A 23,311-nucleotide genomic window follows, 5' to 3' on the forward strand; every position below is an offset into this window, starting at 1 on the left:
AGCAGGTCTCTGATAGTTATTTCGGCGGGGCCGGGCGTATGCCCGTCGCAGCGTCCTCCGGGGTGCTGCAAGGGGAGGGGATGTACATGGGCACCAACACGCGCAACGAGATCATCGCCATGGAGCAGAAGGCGGTGGACCGCGCCTACGACTGCTATGCCGCACGGCTGGCCGAAATGACCGCGGGGTCAGTCGCCATGGCCTCCGCCAGCGGCAAGGACAGCGTCGCCAACCGCATCGTGGCCGAGGAACTGGCCGCGGCATACGACGGACTCGGCAACGAGTCGCTGGTAATCAGCCACATCGATGTACAGGACGAGCACAGGCCCTGGTACGTGGGACGACGTGGCGTCAGCGACCCCGCGACCAGCGACCGTGTGGTCCTCTTGTGGACCAGCCTGCTGGCCAAGAAGTGGTTCGAGGCACTGCCTGATGCCCCGGGCGAGGTGCTCCTGCGGCGGCGACTGCGCTGTGTACAGCGTGACGTTAAGGACTACTTCGACGAGATCACTGCCACCGCCCCCGCCCCGCAGCCACGGCCGGCGGTAGACGGCGCTCAGCGGGAGCCCCAGCCCGCGGAGCCGGCCACCGTCACGCAGAAGGAGGGAGCACCGAGCTCGCCCGTCCCAACGCCCGCCGACATCGCCCGCGTCCAGCGTCAGAAGCCGCTTCAGCCCGACGACTTCCTCCTGCGCGAGCTTCAGCGCTCTCGCCGCGGCAGCATGCGGGACATCGTCGAGACTATCCGCCGCGACCAGATGGCCCTGGTCACCGGCTCGCCTTCCGACATCCTCGTAATCCAGGGCGGCCCGGGTACCGGCAAGTCGGCGGTCGGCCTGCACCGCGTGACCTGGCTCGTCAACAACGAGCACTTCAAAGCCCAGGACATTCTCGTCATCGGCCCCCATCAGCGGTTCCTGGACTACGTGAGCCAGGTGCTGCCCACGCTCGGCACCCGGAACGTCAACGCCGTGCAGGTGACGCGCCTGTGGGACGGCGAGATCCTCGGCACCGACACCCCCACGGCGCGGATGGTGAAGTCCCATGAAGGCATGGCGGCCGTCCTCCGGCGGCGCGTCGAGATCGAGTGCCGCCCCGAGGCCGTCGACGAGTTCACCACCACCCCCACCTACGAGGGGGCCAAGCCGGAGTTCACCGTCACCGTCGGTAGCACGACGCTGCGGATCCCGCGCTCCGAGGTGATCGCCCTCCTTGAGAACGTGCGCCAAGGCGACGGCTCCTACCGTGAGCGCCGCGACCGCTTCCGCGGGCTGCTCGTCGACCGCCTGCTGCGGGAACTCGTCGCCGTCGCCCCTCGCCGCAGCCGCGACGACACGATCCGCCGCGACCTGGAACGCAACCGTCAGGTCGAGCGCCTCATTGAACGTGTCTGGCCTTCGCCCGGCGCCAGGGAAGCCCTCCGCACCCTCTACGACTCCGAAGACCTCCTGCGTACCTGCGCCGAGGGCATTCTCGACGCCTCAGAGCAGGCAGCTGTGCGTCGTCCTCGGGCCGACACGGCCGACGCCGATCCTTGGACGCTCGACGACCGGGTCTGCCTCGAAGAACTGCGGTATCTCATCACTGGGGAGACCCCGCAGCGATACGGGCACATCGTGGTCGACGAAGCGCAGGACCTGACACCCATGCAGGCCCGCTCCCTGCGCCGGCGCTCCGCCGCGCAGGGCTCCATGACCATCCTCGGCGACCTCGCACAGGCCACCGGCCCCCAGGCCTACGCCGACTGGGACCGCCTCGGCACCCTCCTGTCCGACCACGGCGACTGGCGCGTGGCCGAATTGAACACCAGCTACCGCGTGCCCGCCGAAATCATGGAGTTCGTCGCCCCGCTGGCCCGTACCGTCGCCCCCGCGCTGCCGTACCCGCAGGCCGTGCGTGCGGCGGGAGAGGACGCTGTACGGACGGCCGCGACGGAGCCGTGGAAGCTCCTCGACGACACCGTGGCGGAAGCCATCCGCCTCATCGGCACCAGCGACGGACAGACCCTGCGCTCCGTGGCGGTCATCGTCCCCGACGACTCCGGCTGGCTCGACGAGATCAGCCGCCAGCTGGTCCTGGCCGAGGGCATCACCGAGCAGGGACGCGAGGCGGTGTCCGTGCTGGCTGCCGCCCAGGCCAAGGGCATGGAGTACGACCATGTGCTCGTCGTCGAACCCGCCACCATCGCAGACCGCGGCCCGGCCGGACTGCGCCAGCTGTACGTCGCGCTCACCCGCAGCACCCAGAGCTTGACCGTCCTGCACACGTCCCCGCTCCCGGAGGCACTCACGAGCACCGACGGCGGCGGTACCGAACGAGCACCCGCCGAAGGCGAACCGGGCATCGCGGACGGCGAAATCCCCGAGATCGGTACGGACGTCCGAGTCCGCGTGACCGGCCGGGCACCCGGCGGCCGGTACAAGGCCGAGGCCCTGTCTCCCAGGATCGACATCCCTCTGGTCCTGACCGTCCGCCACGGCTCGGTGCCCCCGCGCCCCGGCGACGAACTGGACTGCTGGGTGTTCGCCCACGAGACGAACCACTGCCTGCTCACCGCGGACCAGCGCGGTCGCCAGCCCATATCGCCGAGAATGGCGGAACGCTACCTGGCGGCGCTCAGCGTTCTCGACGAACTGACCAACGGTGACGGAACCGTTCCGGAGAACGCTCGTGATCGTCTGTCCGAGCTCAAGGGCATGGCCAACCGCGTCCTCCGCCGCGATCAGGCGGACTGGGTGGACGTGCGTCGCGTGCTCGGATCCCCGGACAAGCACCGTCTCAGCCTCCTGCGCGACCTCGCGGCGCAAGCCAACCGCATGCTCAAGGACGGCGACCCGGACCTGAGCCGCCTCCAGCCGGACCTGGCACGCGCCGGCTGGGCCCAGGCCCTGCACGAAGCCCGGGAAGCCCTCCAGCAGCGGGTCGCCACGGGCGAAACCGAAACCAACGACGCACCCGCCCCCGCTGAACAGCACTCCGAGCAGAAGGAATCCGAGCCTGTGACCTCCGTCGAAGACCTGCCAGCCACGCTCGCGCCAGCGCAGGGGCTTCTGCACTCGCTGGAGAGTGCGGCGACCGCCGACCGCACGTGCAGAAAGCACGAGGCGGTGCGGCATGCTCTCAAGGCCGCCCTGCTCTGGGAGGACCTGCAGCCGACCGACTCCCCGGTCGTCGACGTCAGCCGGATCGCAGACGACGGCCACTTCCTCTACGAGGTTCTCGGTGCTGGCCGCTCCACCTACGCTGACCTCCGCGCGGGAGCCACCCGCCTCCTGGAGATCAACCACACCCTGCCCGCTCCTGCCGACCGCCTCTACCTGGTGCTCTCCGAACCGCCCGCTGAGGACTGGTCGGCCGACACCGTGTTCGGTGTCTTCGGGGTTCAGGTCCTGTGGCGCACCCCCGACAGTTGGGGCGGCCACGAAGCGGAAACCGCCCTGGGCTCTGGAGAGGCGTAACCCCTCTCGGTGGAAGCGCGGTTCTTCCGTGCTTGCTCGTGCGCTCCTGGGTGCCTGGAGCGGAGCCAGAGCCCGATGGCCCGTAGAAGACCAGGCCGGAGTCCGCGCAGGAGGATGCTTATCCGCTGGAGAGAATTCGTGGATCGACTCTCCGTCCGCTCACGCAAACGGCCCCGGACAAGGAGTCCGAGGCCGAGCGGAGGCCTCCCTAGGGGAGAAGTCCCAGGTCGGAGCGAGCTTCCTTGGCGCTGGGGTGCTGGTGAGCACGCTGCAGTGGCGTTGCCGCTCACCAAGACATCCGTTTGCAGCCCCGGAGGCCCCGTGTCTCCTTAGAGGAGATCGGGGAACGCGCGGAGCCCATGAACGTGGCGCTGGAGTTTGCCTCTGGGACGCGGACATGGTCACGGTGGATCGACGATTTCCGCATCATGAGCCCGATGACCGATCACCCCGCATTCCGGCTACGACCGGACGATATTTGGTCTGCTATAACGACTTGGTCCTCGATTGAGTTTTGGGCGTGCTGGCCTGGCGGGTCGGCTGGTGGTTGATCAGCAGGCAGCCTGCCGGGCGAGCACGAGCTCTGTGCTCGGCTTGCAGTGGGTCGGTCGGCGAGCCGAATGGTCCGAAACCAGTGAAGCGATCCCATGGTGGGTCGCGGCATAGTCCTCGCGTGGGCCGGTGTAGCGCTGGAGCGGGCGCCACTGCCGCAATTCGGCGTTGGCGTGTTCGACGCAGATCCGCTGCGAGGACTGCCGTCGGCGCATCTCCCGCCAGGCGTACTGCTCGCTGAGCGGCGCGTCGTCCTTCGGCTTCTTCGGAGGGGCGCTGATCTGGTCAGGGAACTCGTTGGCCAGCCCCCGGTAGCCCTCGTCGACCTCGGCCGTCACCTTCGGGCGGAGCCGGAACTGCTCGGCGATACCCTCGGTGCGCATCGCGGTCTGGTCGTGCATGCGGCCCGGGCGGTCCGCACCCGACCACAGCAGACGGCCCTGGCCGTCGCTGATGGTGGTGGTCTTGATGGTGTTCTGCTTCTTCTTGCCAGAGATGAAGGCCCGCCGTCCGGGCCTGCCTGCCTTCGGGTGGCGAACCTGGGTCTCGGCGCCATCGATCCGCAACCGGATCCCCGCGGCCTCTGCGTAGGCGAACACGTCCGCCAGGGTCCGAAGCCGCGCGCCGGAGTGGTGGTCGGGGACTGTGAAGCCACGCATGGCCAGCAACGGGCGGGTCTCCCCGATGGCGCGGGAGATCGTGGAGCGGGCGATGCCGTACAGCGCGGCGTGCGGGAGCCCGGTGCGTAGGTGGACCAGGGTGACGAGCAGGCGGTCGGTGAAGACCAGGTTGTGCTTCGGGCCGGCACCGGCCTCCCGCTGCCGCTCGGCACCGCGCCGCTCACGAAGCTCCGACTCGCACCGTACGAGCCACAGATCGGCCAACTCTTCGATCAAATCGCCGAGATGCGCACGCGAGACGCCGCAGAAGGCAGGATGGGTCAAGGCCGCACGGGCCCACTTCTTGGTCACACTCGAAGAACCCGTGCGGCCACCGCCACGTCACGGCTGCCTGTCGATGATCGATGGGTGTGGCTCTTCTGCGGGAACTGTCCGAGCTGGGAACTTTCCTGCAGAAGAGCAAACGCAGCCGACGAAGCACCGAGCATCAGGGCCTCAGCAGTCCGCCCACCCACCAGTCGTGCGGCTTGCCATCGTTGGCGATGCCGCGATTGCGCAGTGTCCCTTCGACGGTGAAGCCGAGTTTCTCAGCGACGGCACGCGAGCCGGTGTTCCCGGCCATGGCCCACCACTCGATGCGGTGCACGTCGAGCGTGGCCCAGCCCCAGTCGCACAGGGACCGAGCGGCCTCCGCCGAGTACCCGCGTCCGCGCTGCTCCTTGACCGCCCAGTAACCGAGCTCCCAGACGCCACGGCTGATGAGGGTCAGGCAGTACGAGCCGACCAGGGCGCCGGTGTCCTTGCGGAACGCGCCGAGCGTGTAGTCCCTGTCCTCGGCCCACTGAGCAGGCAGCTTCTCGCCGACGAGCTTCTCCGCGTCCGCACGCCGGTACGGCACCGGCACCGGGGTGTAGAACTGGATGTCTTCGTCCTGGCAGGCTTCGTACACTGCATCCACGTCGGCAGGTGTGAAGGCCCGCAGCACCAGACGGTCCGTCTCAAGAGTCACTGGATCCATCGCGGCAGTATGGCCACCGTCAACAAGCGGCGACCAGCGAATATCCCGACCGAACACCGCCCATCGACACCCCAGATCAGCTGCCCCCGAGACGGAGCTACACCCACCATCAATCGCGGACCGAGCCGTAATTGTCCGCATCCGTCGCCTCGTCAGTGCCCGCTCCTGGTCGGACTTGGATCAGGAGCGGTGTTCGTGCCCTCACGCTGTTCCCCGCTCCTCCCAGCGGTCTCGGAACCACGTCAGAGTCCCGGCGAGCCGTTCCCGGTTGTGCTCCTGCTCCAGCACTGACAGACGGACGTTGGGGCGCAGGTCCAGCTTGCCCTCCGGGATGTCCACGCCCTCCAATTCGTTGAGGCGGGTGAGGAGTTCGGTGCGCAGCGCTCGGTCCGTGAACGGTTCCCGTGCGGCCATGTACTGGAAGACAACCTCCGCCGTGCCGCCCCGCCCGCCGCCCGGGTAGAGCGTCATCGGCCAGATACCGCGGCCCGGTGCGCCCGCCTCCCCGAGCATGAGGAACGCGCTCGTCGTGACCTGGCCCGCCCCGTGTCCGATCCAGCCTCCGAGCTTCTCCCAGTGGGCGAAGAGCGCGCGGACCGCCTCGACTGTCTCGGGGGAGTCGTCTGCCGCGAGCTGGCGGAAGAACCGGTCGGCGCGAGTCTCCTCGCCCTGGCTGCCGCCCGGTGGCCGCTGTGCGGGGACCTGGCCCTCTGTCCGGTCGTCGTCCTCGGCGACCAGCAGCGCGAGGTCGTCGGCGGTGAGGCGCTGAACCGGATCGGCGGAACCGGCCACCGTGAAACGGACGCCGTCGGTGGTCAGCCGGGAACGGACATCCCCGCCCTCGTCCTCGGACGGCCAGCGGAATCCCTCGGAGACCCTGCCCTCGGAGGTGAGCACTCGGTGCGCGTTGGCCACCCCTGGTGTTCCCGCGAGGTGGTTGCCCACGGCCTGGGCTCCCGAGCCGAGGAACGCGGCGAGGTCGCCGTACGACGTCCATGTGCCGTGGGGGAGTGCCGCGAGCACCTGGTGCGCCAGATGCCAGTCCCGACTGCGCTCCGCACGGCCGACTCCGCGCAGCGGGGCCGGCCACAACGCGACGGCACGGTCCGCGAGTTCGTCGGCGCGGGCGAGGATCTCCTTCGCGCCCCACCGCTCTGTGGCGGCGATGCGGCGGTTCATCTCCAGGTGGCTGCCTTGGAGAAGGCCCTGTTTGCGCTCGAAGGGGTGGTTCGACAGCTCCGAGTTGACGGCGGTGAGCGTCAGGTTGCCGAGGGTGTGCTGCAACCGAGCGTGCAGGTCCTCCGCCCGCTCCCCGTCGGCGACATCCTCGCTCAGCATCCGGAGCCAATCGTCACCGGGCGACTGCGGCATGACGTGCTCGATGGTGAGCTGCGCGGCGGCGAAGTCCACCGGTTCCGGATGCTCGTAGCTCTCCTCCAGTCGCCGTAGCACCATCTTGCGCTGCTGTGGGCGTCCGAACTGGTAGAAGGGGGCCTTCCGGATCTTGTCGCGCAGCTCGTCGTCGGACGGCCAGAACCGGTTGTCGGCGGAGAGCAGTTGGTGCAGGCCGTCCGCGACCGGCACGTCGAGAGGGAGCTGCCCGGGCACGGCCTGGAAGATCCGGCTGAGGCTGTTGGGCGGCACTCGGCAGATCATCCGGCGTACCAGGAAGCTCTCGATGTACGACATGGCGCGGGCCGTGTCCGACGAGTCGAGGGCCCCCCGCTCACGTCGGTCGAGCAGCAACATCAGTGCGGGATAGGTGACCTGGGCCTGCCAGACGTTCATGCGGTGCAAATGGGCGCGGACGGATGTGTCCGGCTCCTCCTCGGGGTGCAGCAGGCGGCGGAAGAGAGCAGCACTGCGGTGCAACTCCCTGATGTAGCCCTCGATGTCCTCCTCGGTCGCCTTGCCACGCTCGAAGCGGTGCTGCTGCGCTGCGTAGAGGTCCTGACGGCGCACCCGGTCGTCACCGTCGAGGACCAGTTGCAGCCACATGAGCTGTTCCAGCTCTTCGTTGCTCAAGCTGCCTTGCAGCGGCAGCCAGTAGGTCTCGTAGATGTCTTCACCGCGTGTGGGCAGCTTCATGAACAGGTAATTGCGCAGCAGGTCCGCCTGGCTGAGCTGGCGTCCGGTGTTGTTCAGCGACTCGAAGATGCGGTGCACGTTGTCACCGCGGTCGGCGGTCACCGCCACCAGCGTCAGACGAGAGGTGATGGCCTGCTCGATGCGGAACACGTCCTGTGGGGCGGCGGGATCGGCCGCCTCCACCAACTTGCGACGGAAGAAGCTGTAGGCAGCCCCGACACCGCTGCCGGCGGCCTGTTCCGTGAGCGGGCCGCGCACATGTGCCGCGAACTGTGGTCGGTCCGCTTGGGTCGGCAGCAGTCGGAGGTGGTCACTACCGGTCTGCCATTTGTTGATCAGGTACTGCTCGTCGATGCGCTCGGCGTCACGCGGACTGGCGTCCCTGATGTGATCGCGGATCGCGGCCAGGGCGAGGGAGAGTGTGGTCAGCCTCTGCTGGCCGTCCACGACGAGCCAGCGGGCGAACGTCACATCGTTCTGCGGTGACGGTGCGAGGACGACGGACCCCAGAAAATGCGTGTTCGCCTTCTCCCCACGCTCGATCAGCTCGGCCTGCTCCAGGATGTCGCTCCACAGCTGCCTGAGCTGCTTCTCCGTCCAGGAGTACGTCCGCTGGTAGAGCGGCACCTGGAACTGCTGGGCTTTCCCCTGCACAAGGTCGGCGAACAACGTCTCTTTGGCCTGCAACCTGGCCCCCCTTGACAGTTGATGGCTTCGTGCCGCGTCGGAACGACCATAGGGCCTCCCGCTGAGTGCGCCACGATCAGGTGAATCCGCCCGGTTTGCGAAACCGTGTGAGAGCCGGTGCGTGTCACACCCCTTGCACTGCACGTCACACGACTCAGGGGGACCATGAGCCAGCAACAGTATCCGCCCCAGCAGCCCGGATGGGGCGGACCCCAACAGCCCTTCGGGCAACCGCCGTTCGCGCCACGACCACCGAAGAAGGGCGGGGTGGGGAAGGTCATCGGGCTGGGGTGTCTCGGGCTTGTCGGGCTGTTCGTTCTGATCGCTCTCGTCGGTGCCGTCGTGAGTGGTGGCTCCAGCTCCGACGGGTCCAAGAGCGCCGACGACAGCAAGGCCGGGCACTCCACGTCGAAGGGTGACAACGCTGCCGACACCTCGCGAGACAGTGAGAAGAAGGCCGGCAAGAAGGTCGTTGTCTTCAAGGTGTGGGGCACCGCACCCGCCGGTGCCCTCGGATCGCTCAACATCACCTACGGGTCCGACTCCGACAACCGCGACGGCACCTTCAAGGACGGGGAGTTCAAGGCCACCCTGCCCCTCGACGAGGACGCCCTGTACTTCGACGTCACCGCTCAGCTCCAGGGGTCCGGCGACATTCACTGCTCCGTCACCGTGGGTGGGAAGACCGACAAGGGACACGCGGCCGGTGACTACAACATCTGTAGTGCCCAGCTCAGTGCCGGTCTGCTGGGTGGGTGGAGTTGACGATGGACGAGAACGTTGCTCGACCTCCCGCCGCCCCGCCGCCTCCCGCCTTCCCAGCACCCTGGCCTATCGAGCCACCACCTCTCCCGCCGAAGCAGCGCCGCACCAACGCTGTCATCATCGGTTCGGCCGTCGCCGTGATTGCCGCGATCGTCACCACGGGCATCGTGGTCGGGGCCACCAAAGGGTCCACCGACGACGGCAAACCGTCCTCCACCGCCGCCGCCTCCGGCGTCACGGACGACGACCCTGTCGTCCCCTTCGACGAACCGGACCCGGAGCCGACGTACCCCCAAGTCGACGCCGACAGCTTCTCCATCGACCTGCGCACCACCCAACGCCAGTGCTTCGGATCGGCCGGCTGCAATGTGACTGTCGAGCCGGAGCTCACCTATCTCGGCAGCAGCTCGGACCTCGACCCGGACGCCGTCTACGAGATCACTTACGAGATCCACGGTGACGAGTCCGGGCCGGTCATCCAGACTGCGGAGCTGACGAACCAGACCAGTCTGAGCTACAGGCCTTCTCTCATCAGCACCGCTTCGGCGAGTACTGAGCTCTCTGTGGAGATCACCGACGTCACGTCAGGGTGAGTTCCAGGACCGTGACCGACAGGGGCGGCAAGGTCGTGGTGAAGGTCCCTCCCGCTCCCGTCACCCCCGTAGTCCTCGGCACCAGCGTCATCGGCTCCGTCAGGGTGTTCGTCGCCGTCCCGGACGGCCCCGTCAGAACCGTTGCCGTCGCCGACTTCTTCACCCCCCTCGCCAAACCCCTCAACTCGATCGGCACAGCCAGCTTCGCCGTCCCGTAGTTCACCGCCGCCAAGTACACGTGCTTACCGGTGCGCGTCACCACCGTCGCCAAGCTTGGCAACGCCCTTGCCGTCGCCGGCAGTACCAACTCGCCCAGCTTGCTCGTCAGCATCTGCTGGGCCCAGTAGCTCGGCGAGACGTAACTCGTCAGGTTGTCGTAGGCGATCAGGTTCGTCGCCCAGACGTTGTTGTTGACGTTGGAGAAGAGTGGGGCGTAGCACTCCATCAACACCTGGTCGGAGTTGCGGATCAGGCCTGCCAGCCAGGACGCGTCGCCGAGTGCCGCGTTCAAGTCCGGGGTGGGGCGGCCCTCTTGAGCTGCCCATTCGCCTACGAAGACCTTCGTCGACGACCGGTCCCTGTTGTCGTACTTGTGGGTGGCCGCCTGGGCCGCCGACGGGGCCAGGTAGTAGTGCTCGTCTATCAGGTCCGGCGTGCGGCTCGTCACCGTCGTCGTCGCTATCAGCTTCAGGTGCGGGTACTTCGCCTTGATCGCGTCGTAGAACGCGGTGAAGCGCGCGTCGTACGAGCCCGAGCCGTCGAACCAGTCCTCGTTGCCGATCTCCACGAACTCCAGCGGGAACGGCTTCGGGTGGCCGTCCGCCGCGCGCTTCGCACCCCACGTGCTCGTCACCGGGCCCGTCACGTACTCGATCTCGTCCAACGCGTCCTGGACGAAGGGCTGGAGGGCGTCGCCCGTGACGTGGTCGCCCCTCAGGGTGTAGCCGGCGAACACTGCCAGGACCGGCTGGGCCTTCATGTCCTCGACCCACTCCAGGTACTCCAGCAGGCCCAGGCCGTCCGTCGACCAGTAGCCCCACGCGTCGTCCATGTGGCCTGGGCGTTCCCAGACCGGGCCGATCGTGTTCTTCCAGTTGAAGCGCGTCGCGATCGTGTTGCCCTCCAGGAAGTTGCCGCCCGGGAAGCGCAGGAACTTCGGCTTCAGGGCGATCAACTTGTCCATCAGGTCCACCCGGAGACCGTTCGGGCGGTTCTTGTGCGTGGGCGGGAAGAGAGAGACGTGCTGGAGCCACAGCGTCTCGCCCGCGGCCTTCGGGTCCGAAGTCGTCACCGTCAGTACCGCGTTGCCCGTCACCGGGGCACCCGCCCCCGTCCGCAGGGTCAGTTCGTACGGACGGTCCGGGAAGGTCGTACCGACAAAGGAGACCCGCGCCGACGCGTACACCGTCCCCCCGTCCGCCGATTCGATCGACACCGTCAGCGGGCCCAGCCTGCGCGACGCCTTCGCGAACAGGCGGGCCGTGTACGTCGTTCGGGGGCGGACCGGGATGCCCCAGAAGCCGTCGTTCGAGACGCCCGCCCGGCTCCCGGCGCCCGTGCCGCTCGGCAGCGCCACCTTCAGCGAGCGGTTCAGCGCCTCGTTCAGCGGCGTCGAAGTGTCCAGGGAAAGGGTCGACCCACCCACCGCCGACCAGTGCACCGGCGCCGTGTCGCTCGCCATCATCGAGCGGTTCTGGACCAGTTCGGCGTAGATGCCGCCCTCGCCCGAGTGGTTGATGTCCTCGAACATCAGGCCCGGGAGGATGGGGGAGACCGCGTGTGCGGGGGTCGACACGTCCACGCTGAGGAGGGGGGTCGTCGAGTCCACCGGGACGCCCGCCAGCGTGGCCACCTGGTCCGAGGTGAGGGCCGTGGGGAAGAGTTGTACGTCGTCGATCTGGCCGTGGAACTGGTCCACCTGGCCGCCGCCGTACAGGGCACGGCCGATCGCTGTGGCCCCCGTGCCGGCCCAGCCCGCCGCATACGCCGTCTCCCCTTCCAGTACGCCGTTCACGTACAGGCGGGTGACACCGGCCGAAGGGTCGTACACGCCGACCAGGTGGGTCCAGGTGCCCACTGCCGGGGCGGACGCGGCCGCCGCCACCGCCGCACCCTGCGTCGCGTCGGACGCCAGGCGGGCGAAGGCGAACGTGCCCGTGTCGTCGCGCAGGCCCAGGTAGAAGGCGCTGACCACCTTGCCGTCGATGCTCACGGCCGTCTGGTAGCCGCCCAGTTGGGCCAGGTTGACCCAGGCGGACACCGAGAATGCTGCGGAAGTGTCCACCACGGGGGCGGCGGTCGTTGCGTTGCCGCCCGCCGCCAGGTTCAGGCTGTGCGCGCCCACCTTGCCGGTGCCCCAGCCTGCTGCGCCCTGGAGGGTCGCCGTGTGGGCGTTGCCGGAGGTGTCGGCGGCCGTGGTGCCGCTGCCCTCGTCGAAGGTCCAGTGGGCCGAGGGGGTGGGGAGGGCGACGGGGGTGGCCGCCGCTGCGGGAGCGGCTACAGCTCCGGCCAACGTTCCGGCCAGGGACGCGACACCGATGGCGGTCAGGACTGTTCTGCGGGACGGCCCGGCTTCTGAGGGCATGCGCGGCTCCTTTGTTCGTGACGTCGAAGTTCGTGACGTCGAAGTTCGTGACGTCGAAGTTCGTGACATCGAATGAGGGGTGAGGTGGGGTGAGGGACTACGGCGCGATGTTCCACTGCTGGCACGTGTTGTCCAGCTGCTGCCACTGCCGTACGACCGTCCCGTTGGCCGTGCCGCAGTTCGTCACGTCCAGCGTCATACCGGTGTTGACGTTGGAGATCGTGTAGTGGCTGCCGACCCGCGTGACGTCCCACTGCTGGCAGGTGTTGCCCAGCGACGCCCACAACTGGACGGCCGTACCGTTGGACTGGCCGCAGTTCTTGTCGTCCAGGACCGTGCCGCTGTTGACGTTGGTGATCGTGTAGTGGCCGTTGCCCGCGCTCGCGAACTTCCACTGCTGGCAGGTGTTGCCGAGCGAGGCCCACAGGTCGATCGAAGTCCCGTTGCCCGTACCGCAGTTCACCGCGTCCAGCACCTTGCCGGAGTTGGTGTTGGTCAGGCGGTAGGCGGTGGCGGTGACCGGGAAGGTCGGGGTCGGGGTGGTGTAGCCGACCGAAGTGATGTCGGCCTGAACGGCGTTGTCGGCGGCGTCCGTCGGGTAGCCCGCGGTCATCACGCCCTCGAAGAAGGAGCCGTCCGAGCCGTTGCTGTTGTCCCCGCCGGTGCCGAGGACGATGGCGCCCTCCTTGTGCATCGGAGCGTATCCGCTGGTCGTGGGCAGCGCCCCGTTGTAGAAGGTGTTCAACGACCCCGACTGGGCGTTGCCTCCCTTGATCGCGTACGTCGACGTGCCGTTGTTCTTCTCCATCGCGGTGACGTACTCGCTGGAGATGCCCGTGTTGCCGGAGTAGGCGCCGTTCGCACCGAAGAACAGGCCGTTCTCCAGGTCCGCTTCGACCCACGGCCCGGAACCGGTGCACGAGAACCAGCACTCCGTACCGAAGTTGATCGCGTCCATGTGACCGTTGCCGGTGTCGTTGCCGGACGTCTCGGCGTTGCCGTAGTCGAAGCAGCAGCGGTTGTTCACGTGATGGCCGCTGGTCACCATGTACGCCCCCTCGGGGGAGCTGCCGGTGGCGATGCCCGTGGTGCTGTTGTCGCGGTAGCCGACGCCGGCCGACACGAAGACGCCGTACGCCGCGTGCCCGCCCACCGTGACCGGAAGGGCGTCGGCGATCGCGCCCACGTCCTGGCCGCCGTTGCCGCCGGGGCCCTCGATGGTCAGGTTGTTGTGGTTCGGACTCTGGTCGTAGATCTCGGTGATCGTGCAGGTCGTGCCGGAGCAGAAGGAGTCCTGGGCCGCCGCGTTGGCGTAGCCGCCGGTGCTGAGCACGCCGATGTTCGTGGTCGCGCCGTCCGAGGCGCGTTTGACCTGGTAGAGGGGGCCGCTGTACGAGGCGTAGAGCGCCCGGGTGGTGCTGTGGGCCGCGGCGCAGGGGGTCCCAGCCGAGGCGTAGATGTCACAGGGGAGGGACGAGGCGGCTGCTGCCGTGCCGGCCGTGCCCACCACTCCGGTCAGGATGCCGGCGAGGAGGGTGAGGGCCGCGCCGACCGTCAGCAGGAGCCCTCTCAGACGTCGGTGGGCTGTCACTCGTGTCACTCGACCTTTCACGGTGAACCTCTTCCGTCGTTCGTGCGGGTGCCGTGTGCTCCGGAGAACAGGGATGTGGGCGCTAACAAACCCGGGGCCCTCACGAGGCGTCGGTCGCGGCGCAGACGTGGGGGAGGGTGGGGGAAAGAGGGTGGGGAAGGGCTGACCTGCGCACACGCCGTCCACGTGTGATCGGTCAGGAGGGAGCGTTCGCTCTCGCGGCTCCGTCTTTTTACGGCCGTATGAATACCGGGTCAACACGGTGGCACGGTCAAGAGTCCGGAAACAAAAGCTGTGCCGTCTGTTTACCCGGGTTCACAGAATCGCCGCCAGTGATCTCTGGGTGGCCAATAATCGCTGCTCAGAGCCGACTTGACGAATTCGCGACGCGTGGCGATTTCGGTCCTCGCGGCGTTCGGATCGCCTTGACCCTCCAAGAATGTGTGCGCTAACAATTCGTCACGTCGTATCCAGCGCACGACGTATCCAGCACGACGTATCCGGCACAAGGGCGTGTGAGGAGGCAGGACGTGGACGGAGAGCGCGCCCCGGTGATGGCCGACGTGGCCCGGATCGCGGGTGTCTCGCACCAGACCGTCTCCCGGGTCCTCAACGACCACCCGAACGTACGGGACCGCACCCGGGAGCGGGTCCTCGCCGCCGTACGCGAACTCGGTTACCGGCCCAACGCCGCCGCCCGCACCCTGGCGACCCGCCGCACCCGCACCCTGGGTGTCATCAGCTTCAACACCACGCTCTACGGCCCGGCTTGCATGCTCTACGGCATCGAGCAGGCCGCGAGGGAGTACGACTACTTCGTCACCGTGGCGGCCGTCGGCACCCTCGACCGGCGTTCCGTCCTGGACGCCGTCGACCGGCTGCGGAACCAGGGCGTCGCCGGGATCGTCGTCATCGCACCGCAGACCGCCGCGGTCGGCGCACTGGCCAACGTGCCGAAGGACGTGCCCCTCGTCGCGGTCGGCTGCGGCGCCCACACCGCGCTGGTCTCGGTCGCCGTGGACAACGAGGCCGGTGCCGGACTCGCCACCTCCTACCTCCTCGACCTCGGCCATCGCACCGTGCACCACCTGCTCGGACCGCGCACCTGGCTTGACGCCCAGGAACGCGAGGCCGGTTGGCGGGCCGCCCTGGAGAAGCGGGGCGCTCCGGTGCCCGAACCCCTGGCCGGTGCCGACTGGACGGCCCGTACCGGATACGAGCACGGCCGCAGGATCGCCGACGACCCCGGGGTCACCGCGGTGTTCTGCGCCAACGACCACATGGCCCTCGGGCTGCTGCGGGCCCTCCAGCAGGCCGGGCGCCGGGTGCCGGAGGACATCAGCGTCGTCGGTTTCGACGACATGGCGGAGACCGAGTACTTCGGCCCCTCCCTCACCACCGTCCGCCAGGACTTCGACGAACTCGGCCGCCGTGCCCTGCACGCGCTCATCGAGATCGTCGGTGATCCGGACTCCGGGATCCCGGCGTCCGGCCGCAGACCCCACATCGTGATACCGCCCAGCCTTGTCGTGCGGGCCTCGGCGACCCGCCCGCGACACCGAACAGAGAGCCCGACATGACCGACGCCAAGTAGTCATCGGTTCAGCAAGTTCCTTACCAGCAGCACCTGTTGCGAGCGCGCGCCGCACGAAGCGCGGGACTCGCCCCCGGCCCACCGCTGCAAGCGGTCGGCGCCCACGCGGCCCTGACCTCGAGTCCGGCACGCCTCCCCGCCCACACCTGCACCGGTCTCCCGACATACCGGCATGCCCGGGCACGCACGCCTTGCGCCCCCGCCTCACCCATCCACCAACACCAAGTAACCGCCTCCAGAAGGGCGTTGATCAGTCATGCTCCGCACCAGAAGGTCCCGCACCCTGGCCACCGCGACCGCCGTACTCCTCTCCCTCGCCGCCACCGGCTGCTCCAAGAGCGCGGGCGGCTCCGACACCGCGGGTTCCGGCAGCGGCACCAAGGCCGCCGCCCCCATCACCCTGGCCGGTTCGGTCACCTTCAACCAGGCCAACCTCGCGAAGCTCGACGCGGCGCTGAAGTCCGCGCTGTCCGGCAAGGACCTGTCCAAGGTCGACATCGCGATGGTCGTCAACGTGGCCGCCGACTACTGGAAGGCCGGCCAGGTCGGCTTCCTCAAGGGCTGCTCCGACCTCGGGATCGCGAAGAGCAAGTGCACCTACTTCGCGCCGCCCAACGGCAAGCTCACCGAGCAGAACTCCGAGCTGGAGACGCTGCGTTCGCAGGGCGTCACCGGCTACTCGATCTCCGCGATCGACCCGACCTCGGCCGCCGGGACCATCCACACCGACGTCCAGAAGGGCATCAGCGTCCTCGCCATCGACTCCCCGCTGCCCGGCACCGACGCCGCCTCGCTCTACCTCGGCACCCCCAACTACACCGCCGGTTTCCAGGCGGGCACCGCGATGAAGCAGGTCCTCGGCGGCAAGGGCAAGGTGGCCATCCTGGTCGGCTCGCTCACCGCGTCCAACGCCACCCAGCGCATCGCCGGATTCGAGGCCGCCCTCAAGGGCACGAAGATCGCGGTCGCCCAGAAGGTCAACGACAACCTCCAGGCGAGCACGGCCACTTCGGACGCCGAGACCATCCTCGCCAACAACCCGGACGTCAACGGCCTCTACGGCGTCTACTCCTACGACGGCCCAGCACTGGCCCAGGCCGTCACCTCGGCCGGCAAGACGGCCTCCGTGCACATCGTCTCCGACGACTCCGACGCCCAGACGCTCAAGTTCATCAAGTCCGGGGTGATCTCCGGGACCGTCGTCCAGATGCCGTACCAGCAGGGCTACACCGGGGCGTACATCCTGGCCGCGGAGAAGGTGCTCGGCAAGGACAAGACGATGGCGCTCGTCAAGCCCTATCTGGAGAAGGACGGTTCGACCCTGAGCTCCGGCGTCGGCCTGGTCACCAAGTCCGACCTCGGCGCCTACCAGTCCCTCGAGTCGCAGCTCGGGATCGGCTGAGCATGACCGCCACCGATGAAACCCCGGACCGCGCGGTCACCGCGCGGCTGCGGGGCGTCCACAAGTCGTACGGCCCGGTGCGCGTCCTCGATCTGCCCGAACTCGACCTCTACGCCGGGCAGGTGATCGGCGTGGTCGGCGAGAACGGGGCCGGGAAGTCCACCCTGATGGGCACCCTGGCCGGATCGGTGCACCGGGACGGCGGCGAGATCCTCGTCGACGGGGAACCGCTGGCCCCCGGGTCCACCGAGGCCGCGGGACAGCTCGGCATCGCCATGGTCTCCCAGGAGTTCCCACTGGTCGGACAGCTCTCGGTGGCCGAGAACCTGCTTCTGGGCCGCCGCCCGCGCGAGTCGAAACGACGGCTCCTGGTGGACCGTACGGCACAACGGGCCGAGGCGAAGGCGATGCTCGCGGAGATCGGGCTGTCCGCCGAGACGATCCCGGTGCACCGGGAGGTCCGCACCCTCCCGGTACCGACCCGGCAGATGATCGAGATCGCCAAGGCCTGGGGCCGCGAACCCAAGCTGCTGATCCTGGACGAGCCGACGTCCTCGCTGGGCCCGGTCGAGGCCGGCATGGTGCTGGGCCTGGCCCGCCAACTCGCCGACCGCGGCGGCACCGTGCTGTTCATCGGGCACCGGCTCGACGAGGTGCGGGAGATCAGCGACCGTGTCCTGGTGCTGCGCAACGGCCGACTCGTCGCCGACCTCGAACCGGCCGAGGCCACCGAGGAACGGCTCATCCGGGAGATGGTCGGCGGCGAGGTCGCCCAGGGCGAACCCAAGGCACCGCCCGCCACCAACCCGGTCCTGCTCCAGGTCGAGGGCCTGACCGCGGACGGCCTCGGACCGGTCGACCTCGACGTGCGCGAGGGCGAGATCCTGGGCGTGGCCGGGCTGATGGGCTCCGGCCGCAGCCGCCTGGTCCACACCGTCGCCGGCGCACAGCCCGCCACCGGCGGCCGCATGCTGCTGGGCGGCCAGCCCTACCGGCCGCGCGGCGCCGGGGACGGGGTGGCGGCCGGGATCGCGCTGATCCCCGAGGACCGCAAGGAACAGTCGCTCGTCCTGTTCGCGTCGATCCGGGCCAACGTCGTCGTCTCGGTGCTCAAGCGGATCAGCACCCGGGGCCTGCTCGGACCCGGCCGGGAACGCGCCGAGGCACGCAGGATCACCGACAACGTCAACGTACGGATGCAGTCGGTGGAACAACCCATCGGCTCGCTGTCCGGCGGCAACCAGCAACGCGCCATCTTCGGGCGGGCGTTCGCCGCCGAGCCGCGCCTGCTGCTCCTCGACGAGCCCACCCGCGGGGTGGACGTCGGAGCCAAGGCGGAGATCTACAAGCTCATCGACCAGGCCGCCGAACAGGGCATGGGGATCGTGGTCGCCTCCTCCGAACTGGAGGAGCTGCTGTGGATCTGCCACCGCGTCGCGGTGATGAACCACGGGCGGGTGGTCGAGGTCATCGACCGGGCCGACGCCACCAAGGAACGGATCATGACGGCCGCGGCCGGAACCGCCTCTCTCGACAACCGTCACGTGACGAACGGAGCCACAGCATGAGCGCGCAGAGCACGCTCGCCCCGAACGAGGTCGCGCCGCCGCGCCGTTCGGCCGCGTCGACCCTCGCCCGCAGACTCGCCGCCTCCCCGGAGGCCGGTGTCATCATCGCCTGCGTGGTGGTGTTCGTGGCCATCGCCGCCAACGCCGAGACGTACACGGCGGTCGGCAACCTCCAGGTGATGGGCCGCGACCTGTCCCAGGTCGGCATCCTCGCGATCGGCGAGTCCCTGGTCATCCTCACCGGGGGCATCGACCTGTCGGTGGGCGCCCTCGCCGGTCTGGCGGGCATCCTGGCCGGCTGGATGAACGTCGACGAAGGCTTGCCGGCCCCGGTTGCCATCCTGCTCACCCTGCTCATCACCGCGGGCGTCGGCCTCTGGCACGGCGTGATGGTCACCCGCCTCAACGTGCCGCCCTTCGTGATCACCCTGGTCACCTACACCGTCGCCCAGGGCACCGCGCTCGCCATCACCAGCGGCTCGCCCATCAACAACCTCGACCCGCTGTTCAGCAACCTCAGCCAGTACTACATAGGCCAAGTCCCGGTACCGGCACTGTTCTTCGTCGGGGCTGCCGCCGTCGCCTGGTTCGTCCTGGAGCGCACGTACGTGGGCCGCCAGATCTACGCGGTCGGCGGCAACAAGGAGGCCGCCCGGCTCGCCGGCATCCCCACGGGCCGCCGGATCACCTCCACCTACGTCGCCAGCTCCGCCCTCGCCGGTCTGGTCGGCGTCCTGGTCATCGGCCGTATGAACGTGGCCGACCCCTCGGTCGGCGCGGGCTGGGAACTGACCGCGATCGCCGCGGCGGTGGTCGGCGGGATGTCCCTGTCGGGCGGCGAGGGCCGTATCGCCGGCATCGCGGCGGGCGCCATCCTGCTGGAGTTCATCACCAACGGCCTGCTCGCCCTCAAGGTCAGCCCCTACGACCAGCAGGTCGTCCAGGGAGCGGTCCTCGGCGTCGCGATCCTCCTGGACCGGGCCCGGGCGCGGTACTTCGGCAGGAGCCGGAGCTAGGAGCGGGTCTGTGACGGGGTCCATGAACGCACCGGCACGATCGACTTGAACGCACCGGCACGATCGAGATGAACGCACCGGTCCGATCGAGCCATCGTGAGACGCGCCCGAAACCGGCGGGGCGGGTGAGGCCCTTACGATTTGCTCACCATGCTGCGGTTGAGAGTGCTCGGGTCCGTCGAGGCCGATGTGAACGGCGTGCGGGTAGGGCTGGGAGGACCACGGCAGCGTGCCGTGCTCGCGCTGCTGCTCTGCGCACGCGGCAGGGTGCTGTCCGCCGACCGGATGATCGAGCAGGTGTGGGAGGGCAGGCCGCCGACGCGTGCCCTCGCCTCCTTGCAGGCGTACGTCTCGAATCTGCGGCGGATCCTGGAACCGGGCCGGGCGCCCCGGGCCCGTGCCGAGATCCTGGTCAGCGACGCGACCGGGTACGCCGTGCGGGTACCGGACGAGGCGGTGGACGCCTGGCGTTTCGAGAACGCGGTGTGCCGGGCGCGCGAGGCGACCTCGGCGCGCGAAGCCCGGGAACTGATCGAGGAGGCGCTGGGCTGGTGGCGCGGACCCGCCTACGCGGAGGTAGCCGACGCCGAGTGGGCCCTCGCCGAGGTCGCGCGCCTCGATGAACTGCGCCTGAGCGCACAGGAGTTGCTGATCGACGCGCTGGTCCGTGACGGGCGGTGGAGCGAGGCGGTGGCATCGGCCGAGGTGCTGACCCGGGAGCACCCGCTGCGCGAGGAGGGCTGGCGGCTGCTGGCCACGGCGCTGTGGGGCGCGGGGCGGCGGGGCGACGCGCTGGATGCCCTACGGCGCAGTCGGCGCATCCTGCACGACGAGCTGCGCCTCGCTCCCGGACCCGCGCTGGTCGAGTTGGAGCGGGCGATTCTCGGGCGGTGGGAGGACCGTCCCCTCGGGCAGCGGGAGGACCGTCCTCTCGGGCGGCTGGAGGACCGTCCGGCGCAGCGGATGCCCCGGCCCGACGACCGGATGGCAGTGCGGGAGACGCCGCCGGGGCCGGTCCACGCGACGAGACCGTCGGGGCCTGCCCCCGCGAGGAAGCCCCTGGGTCCCGCCCCTGCGAGGAATCCGCTGGGACCCGCCCCTGCGAGGAAGCAGCCGGGACCCGCCCCGGTTGGGAAGCCGCCCACCGGCGCCCCCGCCCCGGGCACGGACGGCCCCCGCCACCCCTCCGCGACGGCCCCCCGGACGGCACGCGACGCCGACACCGGGACCGCCCCGTCCGCCCCGTCCCTCACCGATCACCCGGCGCCCCGCGCCGACGAGCTCTTCGTCGGCCGGGACGACGAGCTCAGGACGATCGAACGCGCCGCTCGGGAAGCCCGCCTGACCGGAGGCGTCGTGCAGGTCACGGGCGAGCCCGGCGTCGGCAAGACCCGGCTGCTCGGGCGGGCGGTCCAGTGGCTGCGGAGCGAGGGATGGCAGGTCGTCGTGGGACGCTGCCCCGAGTTCGACGGGGCCCCGCCCGCCTGGGCGTGGGTCGAGGCGTTGCGGGACCTGGCCCGGCGGGTGCCGCCGCAGGACCCGGAGGCGGTGGCCGCGCTCGTCGGTGAAGGAGCGGACGGTCCGGGCGGCCCGGCCGACGCCGTGGCCGGACGGTTCTCGCTGCACCGGGCCGTGGCGGCCTGGACCGCACGGGCCGTCACCGAGGCGGGCCCCCTGGCCGTCGTCCTGGACGACCTCCACCGCGCCGACATCGAGACCCTCGCCTTGTTGGAACACCTCACCGCGACCGACGGACCGCCGCTGCTGGTGCTCACCGCCCACCGTCCCACCGAGGCCGCGCGGCGGCTCACCGGCACGCTCGCCCAGCTCGCCGCCAGGTCACCGCACCGCATCGCCCTCGGGGGACTCGCCGACGACGACGTACGGGCCCTGGTGGCCGCCGTCTGCGCCGCACCCGTCGACCGGCACACCCTCGCCGCGCTCACCGAGCGCACCGGCGGCAACCCCTTCTACGTGCGCGAAAGTGCCCGGCTGCTGGCCAGCGAGGGCTCCCTGGTGGCGCTGTCCGAGGTGCCGCAGGGCGTCCGGGACGTGCTGCGCCGGCGCCTCGCGCGACTGCCCGTGTACGCCTTCGAGGTGCTGCGGCTCACCGCCGTGGTGGGCCGGGAGGCCGAGGTGGAGGTGCTGGTGCGTGCCTCCGAGGCCGGCGAGGAGGCAGTCCTGGAAGGACTGGAGGCGGCGGTCGCGGCCGGGCTGCTCGTCGAACCCGGGCCGGGCCGGGTCCGGTTCGCGCACGCGCTCGTCCGCGACACCCTCTACACCGACCTGACCCGGCTGCGGCGCGGGCGCACCCACGCCCGGATCGCCGAGGCCCTGGGCGAACTGCGCCCCGCCGGCTCGACCGCCCTCGCCCACCACTGCGCCCGCTCCGGTACGGTCGCCCTGGCCCCCCTCGCCGTCGAACACGGCCTGCGCGCCGCCGAGTTGGCCGAGCGACGCTACGCCCACGACGCCGCCGTACGGATGCTGGAGCAGGTCGTCGAGTCCTACGAGCGCATACCGGCACCCGGCGGCGACCGGGACGCCCGCCGGGTCGAGCTGCTCGGGAAACTGCTGCGGGCGCAGGTGCGCGCGGGCACCACCCTCGCCGCGCGGCGGACCAGGGGACAGGCGATCGAGATCGCCGAACAGGCCGGTCGGGAAGACCTGTTGACCTCCGCCCTCACCGGATGGCAGGTGCCCACACCCTGGCAGACGCGCCCCTACGGCTTCGTCGACCGGCCCCTCGTCGCCGCCCTGGAACGGCTCCTCGCCGCCGACCGCACCGACCTGGGCACCCGCTGCCTCCTCCTCGACACCCTCGTCGCCGAACTGGCCGGCGAGGACGACGCCGCGCGGGTGGTGACGGCTGCCCGCGAACTGGTCGCCGTGGCCCGGCGGACCGACGACCCCGCGCTGCTCGCCCTGGCACTGGCATCGGCGGCCAAATGCCGCTCCTACGAACGGGCCGTCGCCTTCCGCGCCCGCACCTCCGCCGAACTGCGCCCCCTCGCCGAGCGGCTCGACCTGCCGGTCTACCGGTGGGTGTGCGAGTTCATCGACGGCAGCGTCGCGGGCGCGCTGGGCGACCCCCACGCGCTGCGACGGCACGCCGAGGCCGGGCTCGACCTCGCCCGCCGCTACCGGCTCGTCGAGCCGGAGGCCGTGCACCAGGCCAGCCTCGCCATGCTGGCGCACGTCCGGGGCGACTTCGACGAGGCCGTACGCGGCTACGACGAGGTCGGCGCCCTGATGCACCGGCACGGCATGATGCACGCCCAGAACTTCCACGAACTCGGCCTGATCACCGTGGGGTTGGGAAAGGGTCCGGGCCTGGAACCGGGCACGGAGGCCGCGGAACTGGCCCGCGAGCGCTACGAACGCAACGGACCCATCGACGGGGACACCTACGCGCTGGTGCTGGCCCGGCAGGGCCGCATCGCAGAGGCCCGCGCGATCCGCCGCGCCCCCCTGCGCCACGACCACCACCACACCCGCAACACCGGCATCCGGGCGGAACTGGCCGCGCTGCTCGGGCTGCGGGCAGAGGCACCGGAACTCATCCGCCAACTCCTCCCCGTGCGTGACCAGTTGTCCGGAGCCGCCTACACCGTCTTCGCGATGCGGCCGGTGGCGCACTACCTCGGCCTGCTGCACCGGCTGACCGGCGACGAGCAGGCGGCCGTGCGCTCCTTCGAGCGGGCGGAGACGGTCGCGCGGCGGTGGGGTGCGGAGCACTGGGCCGCCGCCGCGCGTGACGAGCGGGATCGGTAGG

The 23,311-nt window shown here is 69.8% G+C and carries 13 protein-coding genes; 8 read left to right on the forward strand and 5 right to left on the reverse strand.

Going from position 1 to position 23,311, the window contains the following annotated elements:
• The first annotated feature begins 86 nt into the window (after positions 1-86).
• Complete coding sequence (locus AQJ54_RS09770; RefSeq protein ID WP_211278516.1) at positions 87-3,458, forward strand: HelD family protein; 3,372 nt, start codon at positions 87-89, stop codon at positions 3,456-3,458.
• Positions 3,459-4,009: 551 nt separating this feature from the next.
• On the opposite strand, the gene AQJ54_RS09775 is transcribed toward AQJ54_RS09770, so the two are convergent.
• The 3 genes from AQJ54_RS09775 to AQJ54_RS09785 all read right to left on the reverse strand — a co-directional run bounded on the left by AQJ54_RS09775 (position 4,010) and on the right by AQJ54_RS09785 (position 8,423).
• A complete protein-coding gene (locus tag AQJ54_RS09775; protein ID WP_062236039.1) occupies positions 4,010-4,981 on the reverse strand; it encodes a transposase family protein in 972 nt (323 codons plus the stop codon).
• Between the two features lie 136 nt (positions 4,982-5,117).
• Complete coding sequence (locus tag AQJ54_RS09780) at positions 5,118-5,648, reverse strand: GNAT family N-acetyltransferase (protein WP_062236042.1); 531 nt, start codon at positions 5,646-5,648, stop codon at positions 5,118-5,120.
• 201 nt (positions 5,649-5,849) lie between these two features.
• Entirely contained in the window at positions 5,850-8,423 is a 2,574-nt protein-coding gene (locus tag AQJ54_RS09785) for a GmrSD restriction endonuclease domain-containing protein (RefSeq protein ID WP_062236045.1), read from the reverse strand.
• Between the two features lie 165 nt (positions 8,424-8,588).
• On the opposite strand from AQJ54_RS09785, the gene AQJ54_RS46660 reads away from it, so the two are divergent.
• Together AQJ54_RS46660 and AQJ54_RS09795 are read left to right on the forward strand one after the other, a co-directional pair.
• Complete coding sequence (locus AQJ54_RS46660; RefSeq protein WP_248845334.1) at positions 8,589-9,188, forward strand: hypothetical protein; 600 nt, start codon at positions 8,589-8,591, stop codon at positions 9,186-9,188.
• A gap of 2 nt (positions 9,189-9,190) precedes the next feature.
• Positions 9,191-9,781 carry a hypothetical protein gene (locus AQJ54_RS09795; RefSeq protein ID WP_062236048.1) on the forward strand — a complete coding sequence of 197 codons (591 nt, stop codon included), beginning with the start codon at positions 9,191-9,193 and terminating at the stop codon, positions 9,779-9,781.
• Here AQJ54_RS09795 and AQJ54_RS09800 read toward each other — a convergent pair.
• Together AQJ54_RS09800 and AQJ54_RS09805 are read right to left on the reverse strand one after the other, a co-directional pair.
• Positions 9,768-12,365 (reverse strand): LamG-like jellyroll fold domain-containing protein, encoded by a 2,598-nt coding sequence (locus tag AQJ54_RS09800; RefSeq protein ID WP_062236051.1) that lies wholly within the window; start codon positions 12,363-12,365, stop codon positions 9,768-9,770. The two genes, AQJ54_RS09795 and AQJ54_RS09800, sit on opposite strands and share 14 nt — an antisense overlap.
• Before the next feature lie 97 nt (positions 12,366-12,462).
• Positions 12,463-13,965 carry an arabinofuranosidase catalytic domain-containing protein gene (locus tag AQJ54_RS09805; RefSeq protein ID WP_428843774.1) on the reverse strand — a complete coding sequence of 501 codons (1,503 nt, stop codon included), beginning with the start codon at positions 13,963-13,965 and terminating at the stop codon, positions 12,463-12,465.
• 545 nt (positions 13,966-14,510) lie between these two features.
• Here AQJ54_RS09805 and AQJ54_RS09810 point away from each other — a divergent pair.
• The 5 genes from AQJ54_RS09810 (at position 14,511) to AQJ54_RS09830 (ending at position 23,310) form a co-directional block, all read left to right on the forward strand.
• Complete coding sequence (locus AQJ54_RS09810) at positions 14,511-15,536, forward strand: LacI family DNA-binding transcriptional regulator (protein ID WP_062025319.1); 1,026 nt, start codon at positions 14,511-14,513, stop codon at positions 15,534-15,536.
• A gap of 270 nt (positions 15,537-15,806) precedes the next feature.
• The gene (locus tag AQJ54_RS09815; RefSeq protein ID WP_062236058.1) at positions 15,807-16,952 is read left to right on the forward strand and encodes a substrate-binding domain-containing protein; all 1,146 of its coding nucleotides are present in this window, start codon (positions 15,807-15,809) and stop codon (positions 16,950-16,952) included.
• A gap of 2 nt (positions 16,953-16,954) precedes the next feature.
• Positions 16,955-18,520 carry a sugar ABC transporter ATP-binding protein gene (locus AQJ54_RS09820; RefSeq protein ID WP_062236061.1) on the forward strand — a complete coding sequence of 522 codons (1,566 nt, stop codon included), beginning with the start codon at positions 16,955-16,957 and terminating at the stop codon, positions 18,518-18,520.
• Positions 18,517-19,536, forward strand: a complete 1,020-nt coding sequence (locus tag AQJ54_RS09825; protein WP_062025091.1) for an ABC transporter permease — start codon at positions 18,517-18,519, stop codon at positions 19,534-19,536. The genes AQJ54_RS09820 and AQJ54_RS09825 overlap by 4 nt, the downstream gene beginning before the upstream one ends.
• Positions 19,537-19,686: 150 nt before the next feature.
• Positions 19,687-23,310 (forward strand): ATP-binding protein, encoded by a 3,624-nt coding sequence (locus AQJ54_RS09830; protein ID WP_062237088.1) that lies wholly within the window; start codon positions 19,687-19,689, stop codon positions 23,308-23,310.
• The last annotated feature ends 1 nt before the right edge of the window (position 23,311 follow it).

The organism is Streptomyces griseorubiginosus, assembly GCF_001514195.1.
Taxonomy (GTDB): Bacteria; Actinomycetota; Actinomycetes; order Streptomycetales; family Streptomycetaceae; genus Streptomyces; species Streptomyces griseorubiginosus.

What these genes read in the sequence shown, in the direction of transcription:
- AQJ54_RS46660 (WP_248845334.1), top strand. Translation starts at nt 8,589, where the DNA reads ATGAGCCAGCAACAGTATCCGCCCCAGCAGCCCGGATGGGGCGGACCC.
- AQJ54_RS09815 (WP_062236058.1), top strand. Translation starts at nt 15,807, where the DNA reads ATGCTCCGCACCAGAAGGTCCCGCACCCTGGCCACCGCGACCGCCGTA.
- AQJ54_RS09795 (WP_062236048.1), top strand. Translation starts at nt 9,191, where the DNA reads ATGGACGAGAACGTTGCTCGACCTCCCGCCGCCCCGCCGCCTCCCGCC.
- AQJ54_RS09800 (WP_062236051.1), bottom strand. Translation starts at nt 12,365, where the DNA reads ATGCCCTCAGAAGCCGGGCCGTCCCGCAGAACAGTCCTGACCGCCATC.
- AQJ54_RS09780 (WP_062236042.1), bottom strand. Translation starts at nt 5,648, where the DNA reads ATGGATCCAGTGACTCTTGAGACGGACCGTCTGGTGCTGCGGGCCTTC.
- AQJ54_RS09810 (WP_062025319.1), top strand. Translation starts at nt 14,511, where the DNA reads ATGGCCGACGTGGCCCGGATCGCGGGTGTCTCGCACCAGACCGTCTCC.
- AQJ54_RS09820 (WP_062236061.1), top strand. Translation starts at nt 16,955, where the DNA reads ATGACCGCCACCGATGAAACCCCGGACCGCGCGGTCACCGCGCGGCTG.
- AQJ54_RS09825 (WP_062025091.1), top strand. Translation starts at nt 18,517, where the DNA reads ATGAGCGCGCAGAGCACGCTCGCCCCGAACGAGGTCGCGCCGCCGCGC.
- AQJ54_RS09830 (WP_062237088.1), top strand. Translation starts at nt 19,687, where the DNA reads ATGCTGCGGTTGAGAGTGCTCGGGTCCGTCGAGGCCGATGTGAACGGC.
- AQJ54_RS09770 (WP_211278516.1), top strand. Translation starts at nt 87, where the DNA reads ATGGGCACCAACACGCGCAACGAGATCATCGCCATGGAGCAGAAGGCG.